Source organism: Demequina sp. TMPB413, from assembly GCF_020447105.2.
In the GTDB taxonomy this organism is placed as follows: domain Bacteria; phylum Actinomycetota; class Actinomycetes; order Actinomycetales; family Demequinaceae; genus Demequina.
On record NZ_CP096184.1, the window covers coordinates 1,846,146 to 1,859,889 of the forward strand.

General features: G+C 67.6%; 15 protein-coding genes. 6 read left to right on the top strand and 9 right to left on the bottom strand.

The genetic code is table 11. The annotated features are described in order from the left end of the window. Positions 1 to 39 precede the first annotated feature (39 nt). Positions 40 to 1,521 carry a dolichyl-phosphate-mannose--protein mannosyltransferase gene (locus LGT36_RS08925; protein WP_226097636.1) on the top strand — a complete coding sequence of 494 codons (1,482 nt, stop codon included), beginning with the start codon at positions 40 to 42 and terminating at the stop codon, positions 1,519 to 1,521. Between the two features lie 25 nt (positions 1,522 to 1,546). On the opposite strand, the gene LGT36_RS08930 is transcribed toward LGT36_RS08925, so the two are convergent. After that, positions 1,547 to 1,990: an Lrp/AsnC family transcriptional regulator gene (locus LGT36_RS08930; RefSeq protein ID WP_226097635.1), complete on the bottom strand. Its 444-nt coding sequence runs from the start codon at positions 1,988 to 1,990 to the stop codon at positions 1,547 to 1,549. A 121-nt stretch (positions 1,991 to 2,111) separates the two neighbouring features. Between LGT36_RS08930 and ddaH the strand changes: the two genes are divergently transcribed. Together ddaH and LGT36_RS08940 are read left to right on the top strand one after the other, a co-directional pair. After that, on the top strand, positions 2,112 to 2,978 hold the full coding sequence (gene ddaH, locus LGT36_RS08935; RefSeq protein WP_226097634.1) for a dimethylargininase: 867 nt from the start codon (positions 2,112 to 2,114) through the stop codon (positions 2,976 to 2,978). Then, positions 2,978 to 4,015: an ornithine cyclodeaminase gene (locus tag LGT36_RS08940; RefSeq protein ID WP_226097633.1), complete on the top strand. Its 1,038-nt coding sequence runs from the start codon at positions 2,978 to 2,980 to the stop codon at positions 4,013 to 4,015. The genes ddaH and LGT36_RS08940 overlap by 1 nt, the downstream gene beginning before the upstream one ends. On the opposite strand, the gene LGT36_RS08945 is transcribed toward LGT36_RS08940, so the two are convergent. The 7 genes from LGT36_RS08945 to LGT36_RS08975 form a co-directional block, all read right to left on the bottom strand. Then, positions 4,012 to 5,682 carry a SulP family inorganic anion transporter gene (locus LGT36_RS08945; RefSeq protein ID WP_226097632.1) on the bottom strand — a complete coding sequence of 557 codons (1,671 nt, stop codon included), beginning with the start codon at positions 5,680 to 5,682 and terminating at the stop codon, positions 4,012 to 4,014. The two genes, LGT36_RS08940 and LGT36_RS08945, sit on opposite strands and share 4 nt — an antisense overlap. Beyond that, a complete protein-coding gene (locus LGT36_RS08950) occupies positions 5,682 to 6,041 on the bottom strand; it encodes a helix-turn-helix transcriptional regulator (RefSeq protein WP_226097631.1) in 360 nt (119 codons plus the stop codon). Before LGT36_RS08950 ends, LGT36_RS08945 begins: the two co-directional genes overlap by 1 nt. A gap of 123 nt (positions 6,042 to 6,164) precedes the next feature. Continuing rightward, positions 6,165 to 6,899 (bottom strand): SDR family NAD(P)-dependent oxidoreductase, encoded by a 735-nt coding sequence (locus tag LGT36_RS08955; RefSeq protein ID WP_226097630.1) that lies wholly within the window; start codon positions 6,897 to 6,899, stop codon positions 6,165 to 6,167. Between the two features lie 62 nt (positions 6,900 to 6,961). Then, positions 6,962 to 7,324, bottom strand: coding sequence for a GntR family transcriptional regulator (locus LGT36_RS08960; RefSeq protein ID WP_226097629.1), 363 nt, complete (start codon positions 7,322 to 7,324; stop codon positions 6,962 to 6,964). 2 nt (positions 7,325 to 7,326) lie between these two features. Further along, the gene (locus tag LGT36_RS08965; protein ID WP_226097628.1) at positions 7,327 to 8,337 is read right to left on the bottom strand and encodes a DUF1648 domain-containing protein; all 1,011 of its coding nucleotides are present in this window, start codon (positions 8,335 to 8,337) and stop codon (positions 7,327 to 7,329) included. A gap of 216 nt (positions 8,338 to 8,553) precedes the next feature. Further along, on the bottom strand, positions 8,554 to 9,156 hold the full coding sequence (locus LGT36_RS08970; RefSeq protein ID WP_084074631.1) for a cadmium resistance transporter: 603 nt from the start codon (positions 9,154 to 9,156) through the stop codon (positions 8,554 to 8,556). After that, positions 9,153 to 9,512 (bottom strand): helix-turn-helix transcriptional regulator, encoded by a 360-nt coding sequence (locus LGT36_RS08975; RefSeq protein WP_006590980.1) that lies wholly within the window; start codon positions 9,510 to 9,512, stop codon positions 9,153 to 9,155. The genes LGT36_RS08970 and LGT36_RS08975 overlap by 4 nt, the downstream gene beginning before the upstream one ends. A gap of 193 nt (positions 9,513 to 9,705) precedes the next feature. Here LGT36_RS08975 and LGT36_RS08980 point away from each other — a divergent pair, with 193 nt between their 5' ends. From LGT36_RS08980 to LGT36_RS08990, 3 genes are read left to right on the top strand one after another with little or no spacing between them, the layout of a single operon-like run. Next, a complete protein-coding gene (locus LGT36_RS08980) occupies positions 9,706 to 10,302 on the top strand; it encodes a recombinase family protein (RefSeq protein WP_226097646.1) in 597 nt (198 codons plus the stop codon). Positions 10,303 to 10,309: 7 nt separating this feature from the next. Next, a complete protein-coding gene (locus LGT36_RS08985; protein ID WP_226097627.1) occupies positions 10,310 to 11,707 on the top strand; it encodes a Mu transposase C-terminal domain-containing protein in 1,398 nt (465 codons plus the stop codon). Then, positions 11,704 to 12,522, top strand: coding sequence for an AAA family ATPase (locus LGT36_RS08990; RefSeq protein WP_226097626.1), 819 nt, complete (start codon positions 11,704 to 11,706; stop codon positions 12,520 to 12,522). Before LGT36_RS08985 ends, LGT36_RS08990 begins: the two co-directional genes overlap by 4 nt. 52 nt (positions 12,523 to 12,574) lie before the next feature. On the opposite strand, the gene LGT36_RS08995 is transcribed toward LGT36_RS08990, so the two are convergent. Further along, positions 12,575 to 13,489, bottom strand: coding sequence for a hypothetical protein (locus LGT36_RS08995; RefSeq protein WP_226097625.1), 915 nt, complete (start codon positions 13,487 to 13,489; stop codon positions 12,575 to 12,577). Positions 13,490 to 13,744: the final 255 nt, after the last annotated feature.

Sequence of the window (13,744 nt, forward strand, 5' to 3'; positions counted from 1 at the left end):
GCTGTGCTCCCCTGGCCTGGCGGCGACTAGGCTCTTGCCGTGATCGGGACCCTGTGGCGCTGGCGTGCGACCGTCATGGCGTCGGCCGTCACCCTCCTTGCCGCCGTGCTGCGCTTCGCCGATCTTGGCCATCCGCGCGCCCTTGTCTTTGACGAGGTCTACTACGTCCGCGGCGCCTACTCGCTGCTCACCTTCGGATACGAGGGCAATTGGGGAGACGACGAGGGCCACTTCGCGCAAGGCGACTACTCCGACCTCGAGACCGAGGGTGACTACATCGTCCATCCGATGGTGGGCAAGCTACTGATCGCGGCCGGCATGAAGGTGTTTGGCTACGGGCCTTTCGGCTGGCGCTTCGCCGGAGCGCTGCTGGGCACCGCGACCGTGTTGATCGTCGCGCTCCTGATGCGTCGCATCATGCGATCCACGTTGTGGGGCGGGGTCGCCGGGCTGTTGCTCGCGATCGATGGTCTCCACATCACCATGTCGCGCACCGCGATCCTGGACATCTTCCTGACCTTCTTTGTGGTCGCCGCCTTCGCGTTGCTGTGGCTAGACCGATGGCGGGCTCAACGCATCTATGACGCCCATCCAGCCGACACCGTCGGCGACTGGGGGCCGCGCGTTGGCATCAGGTGGTGGCGCCTGGCGGCGCTCGTGGCCCTGGGACTTGCTGCGGGCGTGAAGTGGTCTGGGCTGTACTTCGCCGCAGCGTTCCTCGTGACCTTCGTGCTGCTTGATGCCGCCGACCGCAAGGCCGCCGGATACCGGCACTGGCTGTCGGCAACGGCTCTACGCACGGCCCTGCCCGGCGTGGTGGCAACGCTCATGATCCTGCCCGCCGTCTACATCGCCCAGTGGGCCAACTGGTTCGCGACCGAGGGTTCCTACCGGCGTCGGTGGGCGGAGAACCACCCCGACGAGGGCGTCACGTGGCTCCCTGCGCCGCTGCGGTCGCTGTGGAGCTACCACCAGTCGATGTACGACTTCCACAAGGACCTGTCCACGCCGCACCCGTGGGAGTCCCACCCGGGCGGCTGGATCATCCAGTTCAGGCCGACCTCGTTCTACTTTGAACGCATTGAAGACGCCAGGTGCATGGGCGACAGTTGCGTGCAGGCGATCACGTCGGTGGGCAATCCCTTCATCTGGTGGGCTGGGCTGGCTGCGCTGTGCTACGCGATCTGGCGATTCATGGTCCGCAGGGATCGGCTCGGCATGATCCTCGTGGTGGGAACGCTCGCCTCATGGCTCCCGTGGGTTCCCTTTGCGCACCGCACCATCTTCACGTTCTACGCAGTCACGATGGCGCCTTTCGTCGTGATGACGCTGGTGTGGGCGCTCCAGCGCTTCGCCCAGCCCGACTGGCTTGAGGGTCGCTTCTCGCGCAGGCGCGGCCTCGCGGTGGGCTGGTTCCTGGTGGCAACGATCTTCGTGTCCGCGTTCTTCTATCCGCTCTGGACGGGGCAATCGATCCCTGACTGGTATCGCGACATCCACGTGTGGCTGCCCACCTGGTAGGGACCGCCGCCAAGGCGGGGCTCGACTACGCCCCGGTGTTCTCCACCAGCCGCGACAGCACCAAGGCGCTGCGGGTGTTATCCACCTGACGCGCAAGCCTGATCGTCTCCAGGGCCTCCTCGAGGTCCGTCATGGTGGCGGCGCGCATGCGCACTAAAGCGTCGGCCGATCCCGTGACGGTCCAGGCCTCCACGACGTGGGAGTTACCGCTCAGGATTCGCCTGAGTTCCTCGGGGGCGACCGTGCCGGTGCAGAAGAGTTCGACGATCGCCTCGATGGCCTGACCATCCACGGTGGGGTCGAGCCGCACGCCAAAACCCCTGATCACACCCTCAGCGGTCATCCTGTCGATGCGCCGCTTCACGGCGGAGGCGGAGAGCCCCACCCGCTGGGCAATGTCGGCGAAGCTCGCCCTGCCGTCCACCCTGAGGTGGTCGATGATGAGCCGGTCAAGGCCGTCGATGGTCACGCTGCACCTCCCATTGCGCCCGATTCTTGCACAGCGGACACCGAAGACGCACAGAAATGGCGTCACTGGTCGTATTCGTGCATGACTTTGTTGGCATCCTGTCCCCAGGAGGTCCCCCCATATGACCATCACCGCGCCGTCCCCGCGCGTCACGGAACGCAGCGCTCAAGCGATGAGCGTTCTCATGTGCCGCCCCAGTCACTTCACCGTGAGCTATCGCATCAACCCCTGGATGGATCCCGACAGCCCCACGGATACTGGCCGCGCGGTGACTCAATGGGAACAGTTGCGCGAGACGTACAGGAGCCTTGGCTTCGAGGTGCGGGAGATCTCACCGATCGATGGCCTGCCGGACATGGTCTTTGCCGCAAACGGCGGACTGGTGATCGACGACGTCGCGTACACCGCAAGCTTTCACTACCCACAGCGTCAACCGGAGGGACCCGCGTACGGCTCGTGGTTCGCCGCAGCGGGCCTCACCGTGCACTACGCGCAGTACGTCAATGAGGGCGAGGGCGACTTCCTGCCGATCGGCGACGTGATTCTCGCTGGGCACGGGTTCCGCACTGACACCGCCAGCCACGTCGAGGCCGCCAGCGTTTTCGGACGCGAGGTGCTGCCGCTGGAGTTGGTCAGGCCGGAGTTCTATCACCTGGACACGGCGCTCACCATCCTCGACAGGCGCCCAGGAGCCGAGCACATCGCCTACCTCCCCGGCGCATTCAGCGAACAGAGCCTCGCCGAACTACGCCGGCGCTTCCCCGACGCGATCGAGGTCTCGGAAGCAGACGCCGCGGTGTTCGGCCTCAACGCGGTCTCCGACGGGCTGCACGTCATCACCGCATCGGCCGCGACGGGCTTCCACGCCCAGCTTCGCGACCACGGCTACACCCCCATCGGCGTCGACCTCACCGAGCTGTTGCTCGGCGGCGGCGGCGTGAAGTGCTGCACGCTCGAACTCAGGAGCGCGCCAGGAAAGGAGTCCTGATGGTTCTCTATGTTGATGCCCCCCGCATGCGCGAGTGGATTGCCGAGCGTGGCGTCGAGCCCATCATCATCGATCTGGTGCAGCGCATGGAGCAGGCCTTCACGCGCTGGATGGACTTTGAACGCGAGCCCCGCATCGCTTCGCACTCGAAGCATGGCGTGATCGAGCTGATGCCTACCTCTGACGGCGAGCACTACGCGTTCAAGTACGTCAACGGTCACCCTTTGAACCCGATGGTGGGCCTGCAGACCGTCTCCGGCTTTGGCGTGTACTCCGACGTGGCGACCGGCTACCCGCTCATGGTTGCCGAGATGAACCTGCTGACCGCGCTGCGCACCGCGGCAACGTCGGCCATGGCGGCGCGCTACCTGGCGCGGCCGGACTCCAAGGTGCTGGCCCTCATCGGCACCGGCAGCCAGTCGGAGTTCCAGACGCTTGCCATGCGCGCCGTGGTGGGCGTTGACTCTGTCCGCATCTGGGATGTGGACCCCGCCGCGATGGACAAGTACGAGCGGAACATGGCCGGCCTTGGCTTTGACGTCTACAGGGCGCACAGCGCGGCCGACGCGGTGGCTGGGGCGGACATCGTCACAACCTGCACCGCCGACAAGACCAATGCGACGGTACTCACCAACGACATGGTGACCGAGGGCGTCCACCTCAACGCGATCGGCGGCGATTGCCCAGGCAAGACGGAATTGGACGCCGCCATCTTGTTGCGCTCGCGCATCTTTGTGGAGCACGAGCCGCAGACCCGCATCGAGGGTGAGATTCAGCAGCTGCCTGCGACCCACCCGGTGGAGGCGTTGTGGCGCGTGGTCGCCGGCACCACCCCCGGCCGCACGGACGACGCGGAGATCACGGTATTCGACTCGGTGGGCTTTGCGATTGAGGACTTCGTGGCGCTCGCCTACCTTCGCGATGATGTCGATGGCACCCGCTTTGCGGGCGAGCTCGATCTGATCACGTCCCCGCAGGACCCCAAGGACCTGTTCTCGCTGATTGCGACTCCCGCACTGACGCGGAGCGCTCGCTAGGCGCGCATCGGGCTGGCGGGGGCGATCTCGTCGGCAGCCTCGCCTCTTTCGACGTGGCTCCTGGCGTGCTCGATGGCCTCGTAGAGATGATCGAACAGGTGATGGTGGTGCCTGAGCGCCTCGATCACGCCCGCACGCGTCACCTGGGCAAGGTGGCGTTCCTGGACGCCCTTGATCAGCACGGTGACGCCGCGCGCCTCGAGGGCCTCGACAATCTCGACGAGCACTTGCGCGCCGGTCGCGTCGAGCAACTGCAACTGGGAGAGCCGCAGGATCACCACGGAGACGCCGTCGATCGCCATGACGCGTTCCTGGACGCGTTCGGCGGCGGCGAAGAACAGGGCACCGTCGATGCGGAACACCGCGATGCTCTCGTCGCCTGGCATTCCTGGGGCGGGGAGTTCTTCGCGGTGCACGCCCGCGGTGGCGGCGAGCGCGCGTAGTGCGAAGAACGCCGCAGCAACAAGACCGACGCCGACGGCGTAGATGAGGTCGACGCTCACGGTCACCACGGCGGTGATGACGAACAGCAGCGCGCTGGAGCGGGACGAGCGGAACACGGCGGTGATGGTCCGGCGCGGCACCATGCGCACCGCGGTCACCATCAGCACACCTGCCAGTGCGGCCAAGGGGATGTTGTCCACCACCGTGGCCCCCACCGAGACGATCAGGAGTAGTGCGACGGCGTGCACGATCGCGGCCAGGCGGGTGCGGCCTCCTGAGCGGACGTTGACGGCGGTGCGGGCGATCGCTCCCGTGGCGGGCATGCCGCCAAAGAAGCCAGACGCAACGGAGGCGAGGCCCTGACCCACCAGTTCCCTGTCGGCGTCGTACGGGCCGGTGTTCGAGTGTGCCGATGCGACGCGGGCGGAGAGCAGCGATTCGATGGCCGCGAGCGCGGCGACCGTGGCGGCGGGAACGATCAGTTGACTCGCGAGTTCGAGGCTCACGTGCGGCACCGAGGGTGCGGGTAGCCCGGCGGGGAGGGCCCCGATGAGGGCCACGGGGGCGTGTGCCACGGCGGCGACGATGGTGGCGCCCACCACGGCGAGGATCGAGCCTGGGATGCGCGGCGCCCACACGGAGAAGCCAAGCGTGACGGCCGCGACCCCGGCGACGATGCCAAGCGACCACACGGCGCTACCCCCGCTGGCGTCGGCGATGGCGTTGCCCGCCTCGATCACGGCGTTGGCGCCGTGGTGCGTGGACGTCACCCCAAGGGCTCCAGGCACCTGTTGGAGGAAGATGATGATGGCAATGCCGAGCGTGAAGCCCTCGATGACGGGCCACGGGATGGCCGCGACCGCGCGCCCCAGCTTGAGCACTCCTGCCACCAGCACGAACACGCCTGCGAGGGCGCTCACCACGGCCAGCGCGCCCACCCCGTGCGCGGTGATGATGGGCGCGAGCACCACCACCATGGCGCCGGTGGGCCCCGAGACCTGGATGTTGGAACCGCCGAACACGCCTGCCACGAGGCCCGCCACGATCGCGGTGACGAGGCCCGCAGCCGCGCCGGCGCCGGAGGTGACGCCAAAGGCGAGTGCCAGGGGCAGGGCGACGATGCCGACGGTGACGCCGGCGATGACGTCGCCCTTCCAGGTGGTGCGCAGTTGCGCGTAGTCCGAGCGGCCTGGCAGGAGGGTGCGCAGCCGCGTGGCGCTCATCACGAGCGCGACGCGCTGGCGGGGGCCTGCACGTCTTCGAGACCCTCGGCGATGCGCTGGCGGGCGTCGAGAGTGCGGGAGAGCACCAGGCGCGCGGCGGCGAGTAGTTCGCCGACGCCGGGATCGGCGGCGCGGCAATAGACCTGGGAGGCTCTGCGTTCCGAGACGAGCAGTCCGTAGCGCCTCAGGACCGCGAGGTGCTGGGAGAGGTTGGACGGCTTGAGTCCCGTGTCCTCAATGATGGCCGAGACGGGCACTTCGGGTTGCGCCGTGACCAGTTCGAGGATGCGGATTCGGAGGGGATGTGCGAGGCCGCGGAAGAGGTCCGCCTTGATCTCGTACAGGGGCTGGTCGTGCATGACACCTTCTTGGGGATTGCGACTTTATGGATTTAGCATATCCGCAAGTCAAGGCATGCAAGACCAGAGGGCGCGCACACGCCCGGCCGGTAGCGCCGCGCGATCCGTGCCCTGGACGGCCTGCTACGCCGTGCGGTGCACCACCTGGGCGGAGACCTGGTCGCGCGGCATGATCAGCATCTGGTCGATATTGACGTGAGCAGGCCGCGACGCCACCCACGCGACCGCCTCGGCCACGTCGTCGGCCGTCAACGGCGTCATTCCCTCGTACACCTTGTCCGCGCGCTCCTGATCGCCGGCGAAGCGCACCACCGAGAACTCGGTCTCCACGAGGCCAGGGTCGATCTCGCACACGCGCACCGGCTGACCCTTCGTCTCGAGCCGCAGCACACGCGTGAGCGCCTTCACGGCGTGCTTGGCGGCGTTGTAACCCGCGCCGCCGGGGTAGGGCTCGTGCGCGGCGATCGACCCGATCGCCACCACCTGGCCGTCACCGGAAGCGATCAGTTTGGGCAGCAGCGCACGCGTGACGCGCAGCGTGCCCATCACATTCATCTCGAACATCCGCAGCCACTCGGCATCGTCCGCCTCGGCTACCGACGTGGTCCCGAGCGCACCGCCGGCGTTGTTGACCACCAGATGACACTCGTCCACGGCGTCGCAAAAGGCATCCACGGAGGCCTGGTCGGTCACGTCGAGCACGTGGGCTGTGCCGCCGATCTGGTCCGCGAGCTGCTCGAGCCTGTCCAGGCGCCGCGCCCCCACGATCACGTTCCAGCCCTGAGCGGCAAGAATCCGGGCCGTGGCGGCGCCGATGCCGCTCGAGGCTCCTGTGACAACGGCGGTGCGTTGAGGCATGGCTGAGACTCCGTTTCTCAAGGTGTGACGATGCCCAGCCTGCCGCTCCCGCTGGCGCTCGTCTAGTCTGCGTCGAGGCGGAGGCTGTCGCGTACCAACGCGGCGAGCGCGTCGGGTGCCATCCCGAGCGCGAGCGCCTTGCGTGACAGGTCCAGGATCTGGTCACGCAACTGACTGAGCGTGCCTGCCGCGGCGGTCACCACCGCTCCCCTGCCCCTGCGCATGTCCACCAGGCCCTCTTCGCGGAGCACCTGATACGCGCGCAGCACGGTGTGGAGATTCACCTGGAGGGACGCGGCGAGCTCGCGTGCGGCCGGGAGTTTGTCTCCCGGGCGGAGGTTGCCCTCGACCATGTCCGCCCTGATCGAGCCGGCCACCTGGTCGAAGATGGCCACGTCGCTCGCAGGGTCGATGCGCACCAGCACGGCTACGCCTTTCCGCGGGCCGACGCCCTGGCCGCCAGCGCGGTGAGCACGGCCGCCGCCGTGCGGGCGTCGTCCACGGTGATGACGACGCTGCGGCCTTGGGTGCGGTTGACCCTGAGCGCGTCCCCATTGCGCAGCACGATGCCTGTCACACCGGGGCGCGTGCGCAAGCCGTAACCGCCGAATTCGGCGAAGGCGTTCACGGGGGCGACGCCCACGTCGGCAACGTCCGCGAGCGGCACCCTCACCCGCGGAAAGCCTGGCGCGGCCACGGCGGTGAGGCCGTCGTCGTCGATGGACACGTGGAACACCGTGGCGATGGACGCCGCGAAGGTCAGCAGGGCGAGCGCCCCCAGAAGGATCCACGCGGTCGCGAGTTCCCCGGCGACCCAGGCGGCGATTGCCGAGAGGGCGACCGCCACGCCCACGCCCGCGAGCAGGAGCACGCCCCACCGCGCGATGGTGGTGGTGCGCATCCACACGACGCGCTCGTTCGGGCCCAGGTCGAGCTGCGCGGCCGCGTCCCAGTCGGGGATCTCCGTGTGTTGCTCGGGCTGCACGAACCAGCCAGCCAGGCCCGCCACCGCGCCGACGCCGAGGGCCACGAGCATCCACGGCAGAATTCCTGGCGCGTCGGTGGCGGCGGCCAGCCCCCGCTGCACGGCCACGGAGGCCGTGTTGAGCGTCACCATGAACGCCGACATGCCGAGCGCGAAGGCGGCCATGAACCGGAACGTGGCGCCGCGCGCTCCGCGCCGCAGCATGGGCAGCGTCGTGAGTGCGATCAGCAGAGGCAGCCCCAGCCCGAGGCCGGCGGTGATCGCCAGGAAGGTCCAGCCGCTGCCGAAGCCGTCGGGGGTGTCGCTTGGCCCCCAATGCACGGCGGCCGGGTGGGGGAGGCTGTCGAGCCACGCGGCTTGGAGCGCCAGGCCTGCCACGGTGATGGCCGTGGGCACCGCGAGGGCAACCACCACAAAGCGGGAGACGACGCTGGGCGACGTTGGGGAGGTCATGACGACACCTTTCGAGTGCAACTGTTCTATAAGAACTATAACACTCGGCGTGAGTCGTTGCTAGAGTGTGGCTTCGTTCGCTTGGTGGCGGGGTTTTTGCAGCGCTCCGTGGCGGTCTTGTTGCCGCGATCACGCAGGACTGGCTGCAGGTAGGTGTCGCGGTCTGAACCGAGAGGGGTGCGCCCGGTCGGGGCCGTTTGGATCGCTGCCGCTACGTCAGAGTCCGAAGGCTCCGCCGCTGACGAGGATCACGATGCCGAGGCCGATGAGAACGATGGGGAAGAGGATGTGCTCCCAGCGTTCGAGCACTTCGGCGATCGGGGGGCGGGTGGCGACGAACTTTGCCAGGGCCACCAGGACCGCGACGAGCGCGAGGAAGACGATGCAGTAGGCGACTACTGCGAGAGGTTCCACGCCGAGGAAGACAGGGGTGTAGACGCCGATGTTGTCGCCGCCGTTGGCAAGGGTGACGCCTGCGACTGTCCACACGCCGACCTTCTTGCCGGCAACCTTGGCCTCGTCGTCATCGTCGTCATCGTCTCCGCGCCAGGCCTGCCATGCGGCCCAGAGGCCGAGGCCCAGAGGGATGAGACCGAAGTACGGGATGGCTGCCGAGGGCAGGAATGCTCCGGCACCGATGGTCACCAGGACCGCGGCACCGAGGATGCCGGCGAATCCGAGGTACTGGCCGGCCAGAATGCGGGCGGTAGTGCCGCGCTGGCCTGCCCCTCGTGCGAAGAAGAGGGAGAGCACGATGATGTCGTCGATGTTGGTCGCTGCGAACAGGCCCATCGCCTGCAAGACCGAGGTGAGGATCATGCGCCCTCCCCAGCTGCGTCGCATCCGGGAAGCGAGCAGGCGGGATCGATGCACGGGGCGTCTTCGTCCACTGCCAGGGTGGCATCGACCAGTGCCGTCAGCGCCTGCGCCAGGTGCGAATCGGCGATCTCATATCGTGTCCGACGACCCTCGGGCTCGGAGACGACGATCCCGCAATCGCGCAGGCATGCCAGGTGGTTGGACACGTTCGGGCGTGTCAGGTCCAGATCTCGGGCCAGTTCCGCCGGGTAAGCGGGATGGTCGAGCAGGGTCAAGATGATCCGGGATCGAGTGGGGTCGGCCAGTGCACGACCCAGGCGGTTCATCACGTCGAGACGCGAAGCAATAGTCAGCATGGACTGAACTATACAGCACGCACTGAACACTCGGTCACAGGCGTCAGCCCAGATCGCATGCCCGTAAGGGGAACCCTCACCGGACACCACCGCTACTTACCGAGAGGAACGACGGCACGCCTGGCGGGCTGTCCCGTAAGACCCGTCCGGTGAACTGTCCGGTGAAGGGAGGCTATATGACACACTGGGGAGCATATCCCCCTTGAAGGTCGGCTATGCCCGAGTCTCCACCGACGAGCAGGACCTGACCGCGCAGCGTGACGGACTCGCGGCGTTCGGCGTCGATCCCAAGCGCATCTACGTCGATCACGGGCTCACGGGCCGCAACGTCGACCGTGAGGGCCTGCGGCAGGCGCTGGCAGCGTGTCGGGACGGCGATACGTTCGTGGTCACCAAACTCGATCGGCTGGCGCGTTCGGTCCGTGATGCCCACCAGATCGCCGACGACCTCGCGGCGCGGGAAGTGAAGCTGAGCATCGCCGGATCGGTGTATGACCCGACCGACCCGATGGGGAAGCTGTTGTTCAACGTGCTGGCGATGGTCGCCGAGTTCGAAGCCGACCTCATCCGTGCCCGCACCCGCGAGGGGATGAAGGTCGCCAAGGCCAAGGGCCGGCTGCGCGGGAAGTCACCGAAACTCACCCCCCGGCAAGAAGCTCACCTCGTCCAGCTACATGCTGCCGACGAGCACACCGTGGGCGAGCTGGCCGAGCTGTTCAGCGTGGGCCGCTCCACGGTCTACCGCGCCCTTCAGCGCGCCGAGCGCGGGCGCGAGAACGCCTTGCAGTAGGTGCGTCGTGGACGCTCGAGCGCGGTGGCGAATCCTCAGGCTCCACGTCGAGGACCAGGTGCCCCTCGCGCGCTTAGCTCGCGAGACCGATGTAGGGCTGCGGACCCTGGAGCGCTGGCACGCCCGCTACCGCGCCGACGGCTACGCCGGACTGGAGACAGCCTCACGGGCGGACGCCGGCTCCCGCCGCCTTCCGCCCGACCTCGTCGACCTGATCGAGGGCCTGGCACTGAGCAAGCCGCGGCCGGCCATCGCCACGATCCATCGCAAAGTCACGGGCATCTGCGCCGCCCGGAGGTGGCCGGTCCCCTCCTACTCGGTGGTGTGGGACATCGTGCGGACCCTGGATCCCGGCATGGTCACCCTCGCCCTGGAGGGCGCAGCGTCCTACCGCGACAAGCACGAGCTGGTGCTACGCCGGCAAGCAGAGCTGCCCAACGCGATGTGGCAATCCGATCACACCATGCTCGACATCCTGGTGGTGGGCACCGACGGCAAGCCCGCACGGCCATGGCTGACAACGATCCTCGACGACTGCTCCCGGGCGGTCTGCGGCTACACAGTCTTCCTGGGCGCACCGTCGGCGATGAACACCGCCCTGGCGCTGCGCCAAGCGATCTGGCACAAGACCGACCCGGCCTGGCCGATGTGCGGCCTGCCCGACGTGCTCTACGTCGACCACGGCAGCGACTTCACCAGTGACCAGCTCGCCCACACCGCCGTCGACCTCCACATCCGACTGATCCACTCCACCGTCGCCCGACCCCAGGGACGGGGCAAGATCGAGCGGTTCTTCGGCACCATCAACACCGAGCTACTCGCCACCCTGCCCGGACACATCACCGAAGGGCACCCCTGGCCGACACCGAAACTGTCCCTGGCCGCCCTCGATAGCGCCCTGGAGGCGTTCGTGGCCACCTACAACCACCGCACGCACAGCGAGCTCGGAACCTCCCCGCGCAGCGCGTGGATCGCCGATGGCTGGCTGCCCCGAATGCCCGAGAGCCTGGAAGACCTCGACAGACTGCTGTTGACCGTCGCCAAGACCCGCGTCGTGCGCCGCGATGGCATCCGCTTCCAGGGCCTGCGCTACGTCTCGCCAACTCTGGCCGGCTACGTCGGACGCTCGGTCGTGATCCGCTACGACCCCCGCGACATCACCGAGATCCGCGTCTTCGATCACGACGAATTCGTCTGCAAGGCCGTCAACCAAGAGCACCACGACCAGAAGGTCAGCCTCAAGGAGATCCAGGCCGCGCGCAACGCCCGCCGCCGGGCGCTGCGAGCCGGCATCAACGAACGCATCGCCCTCGTGGCCGCACCTACCGAGACGCCACGGATCACCGAAGCACCGGCTCCGGCGCCGAGGTCGGCGTTGAAGATCTACAAGGAGGACCTCAGGTGAGCCAGCGCTTCATCGTCACCAAGGAGCACCGCCGCTTCACCGAGTTCGCCGACGCCGTGCGCCGCGGGCACACCATCGGTTTGTGCTTCGGATCAGCCGGCGTAGGAAAGACACTCTCCGCGCGCCGCTACGCACACTACGAGAAGGCTCATGACCTGCTGACCTACTGGGGGCCGCGCTCCGACAACGACGCCAAGATCTACGCCGCCTTGAACCGGAGCCGCACCGTGCTCTACACCCCCAGCGTGCTGACCACCCCGCGGACCCTGAAGGACGAGCTGACCCAAGCCATCACCCGCACCAACATGTGCATCGAGCAGCACCTCGTACCTCCCGGCACGGCCACTCCCGAGGCCTGGGGATGGCGACACGGCAGGAACTACGTGGAGCTGATCATCGTCGACGAGGTCGAACGACTGCGTCCCGCCGCTCTGGAACTGCTGCGCGATCGCTACGACCGCGACGACATCGCCCTGATCCTGATCGGCATGCCCGGCCTGGAGAAGCAGTTCAGCCACTACCCCCAGTTCTACAGCCGAGTCGGCTTCGCCCACCAGTACCGGCCCCTGGGACAAGACGAACTGCTGTTCGTCCTCGAGCGACACTGGCGATCCCTCGGCAAGACCCTCGACCCCGACGACTTCACCGACGCCCAAGCCATCGCAGCCATCGCACGGATCACCCGCGGCAACTTCCGGCTCCTCGAACGCCTCTTCCCCCAGATCCAGCGGGTCCTGAAGATCAACGAACTCGACACCATCACCAACGACGTCATCGAAGCCGCACAGAGCACCCTGGTCATCGGTGTCACCTGACCCCGCCACGAAGCGACCGAAGAACCCCGCCATTCAGCAGACGAAGTCACAGCTAGAGCTCGCACCGCCCAGCGGCGATCGCCTTGGCCCACTCCATGTCGGAGCTGTTGTAGCCGTAGCCCGTGGTGCCGCCGGCACCCAGCAGGATCGCGTAGGCATCGGTCACGTTCTCAAAGCGGTCCCCACCTACGTACACCGTGCCGCACTGCCAGCGCGTGAGGTAGTGGGCGGCCTCGTGGATCACCACGTTGCGGCCCTCCCCCTTGGCCCTGTCCCACGACGAGTAGGCGTTGGTGGTCACGGTGATGGTGGAGCCTCCCGTGTAGCAGCCGGAGACCCAGCTTCCCGAGTGGCCACAGGCCGACGACGCCCACGAGATGCTGGTGCCGAAGGCGGCAGCCACACCGTCGAGGTATTGCTGAGGGGTTTGGCCCGAGCGTGCGGCCGAGCCGCCGCCAGATGAGCGCGCCGATTTTGCCGCGGCAGCTTCTGCCGCCTCGCGTGCCAGCCGCTCCTCTTCTGCCTTGCGGGCGGCCTCTGCGGCCTCCCATGCCGCGACCTCTTCCGTCACGGCCGTCAGCGCGGGGGCGAGTAGCGCGGCGACTTCCTCCACCTCGTCGGGCTCTTGCGCCAACAGCACCGCTGCGTCGGCACGATTGCGCTCGACAGCGAGGGCACGGCGGGTCTCAACGGTCGCCTTGCCTTCCGAGGAGGCGTAGAGCTCGTCCGCAACACGCACCTGGATCCGCAGGTCAACCTTGACCTCCATGAGTGCCTTGACGGCCTCGAGGTCCACCTCGACCACAGGCGCTGGTTGCACCTGATACCACCAGGTGGGCTCGTGGTCGGCGCGTAGGCTGGGCGCCGATGCGGCTCCTCCTGAGGGTGTGGAGAAGCCGAGGGTCAACACCGCGACCGACGCGGTGGCGAGGGACAGTGTGGTGGCTTTGCGCATGCGGAGCTTCATGCTTTTCCCATCGACTCCGCCGGGCGCGACATGCGGGATTGTGACGAAAGTCGCATCGGGGGGCATATGCGCCTTTTGTCCGCCTTGTCGGGCTTGCGCGTGAGCGGGGCCTTGCCGAGTGGTAGCGGCGCACATGCGCTGTTACCAGGCGCGTTGCCGATGCCTGGCGGTGGGGCCCTTGCGGACTGGCGGGCGCCTCGCGAAACGTGACATCCGACACACTCGGCCGGAGGCGACTTTCAGCCGCGGGCGCGC

Bases quoted from the DNA above. Each gene is read 5' to 3' on its own strand.
- ddaH (WP_226097634.1), top strand. From the start codon at position 2,112: ATGACCATCACCGCGCCGTCCCCGCGCGTCACGGAACGCAGCGCTCAA.
- LGT36_RS08940 (WP_226097633.1), top strand. From the start codon at position 2,978: ATGGTTCTCTATGTTGATGCCCCCCGCATGCGCGAGTGGATTGCCGAG.
- LGT36_RS08945 (WP_226097632.1), bottom strand. From the start codon at position 5,682: ATGAGCGCCACGCGGCTGCGCACCCTCCTGCCAGGCCGCTCGGACTAC.
- LGT36_RS08950 (WP_226097631.1), bottom strand. From the start codon at position 6,041: ATGCACGACCAGCCCCTGTACGAGATCAAGGCGGACCTCTTCCGCGGC.
- LGT36_RS08955 (WP_226097630.1), bottom strand. From the start codon at position 6,899: ATGCCTCAACGCACCGCCGTTGTCACAGGAGCCTCGAGCGGCATCGGC.
- LGT36_RS08965 (WP_226097628.1), bottom strand. From the start codon at position 8,337: ATGACCTCCCCAACGTCGCCCAGCGTCGTCTCCCGCTTTGTGGTGGTT.
- LGT36_RS08970 (WP_084074631.1), bottom strand. From the start codon at position 9,156: ATGATCCTCACCTCGGTCTTGCAGGCGATGGGCCTGTTCGCAGCGACC.
- LGT36_RS08975 (WP_006590980.1), bottom strand. From the start codon at position 9,512: ATGCTGACTATTGCTTCGCGTCTCGACGTGATGAACCGCCTGGGTCGT.
- LGT36_RS08995 (WP_226097625.1), bottom strand. From the start codon at position 13,489: ATGAAGCTCCGCATGCGCAAAGCCACCACACTGTCCCTCGCCACCGCG.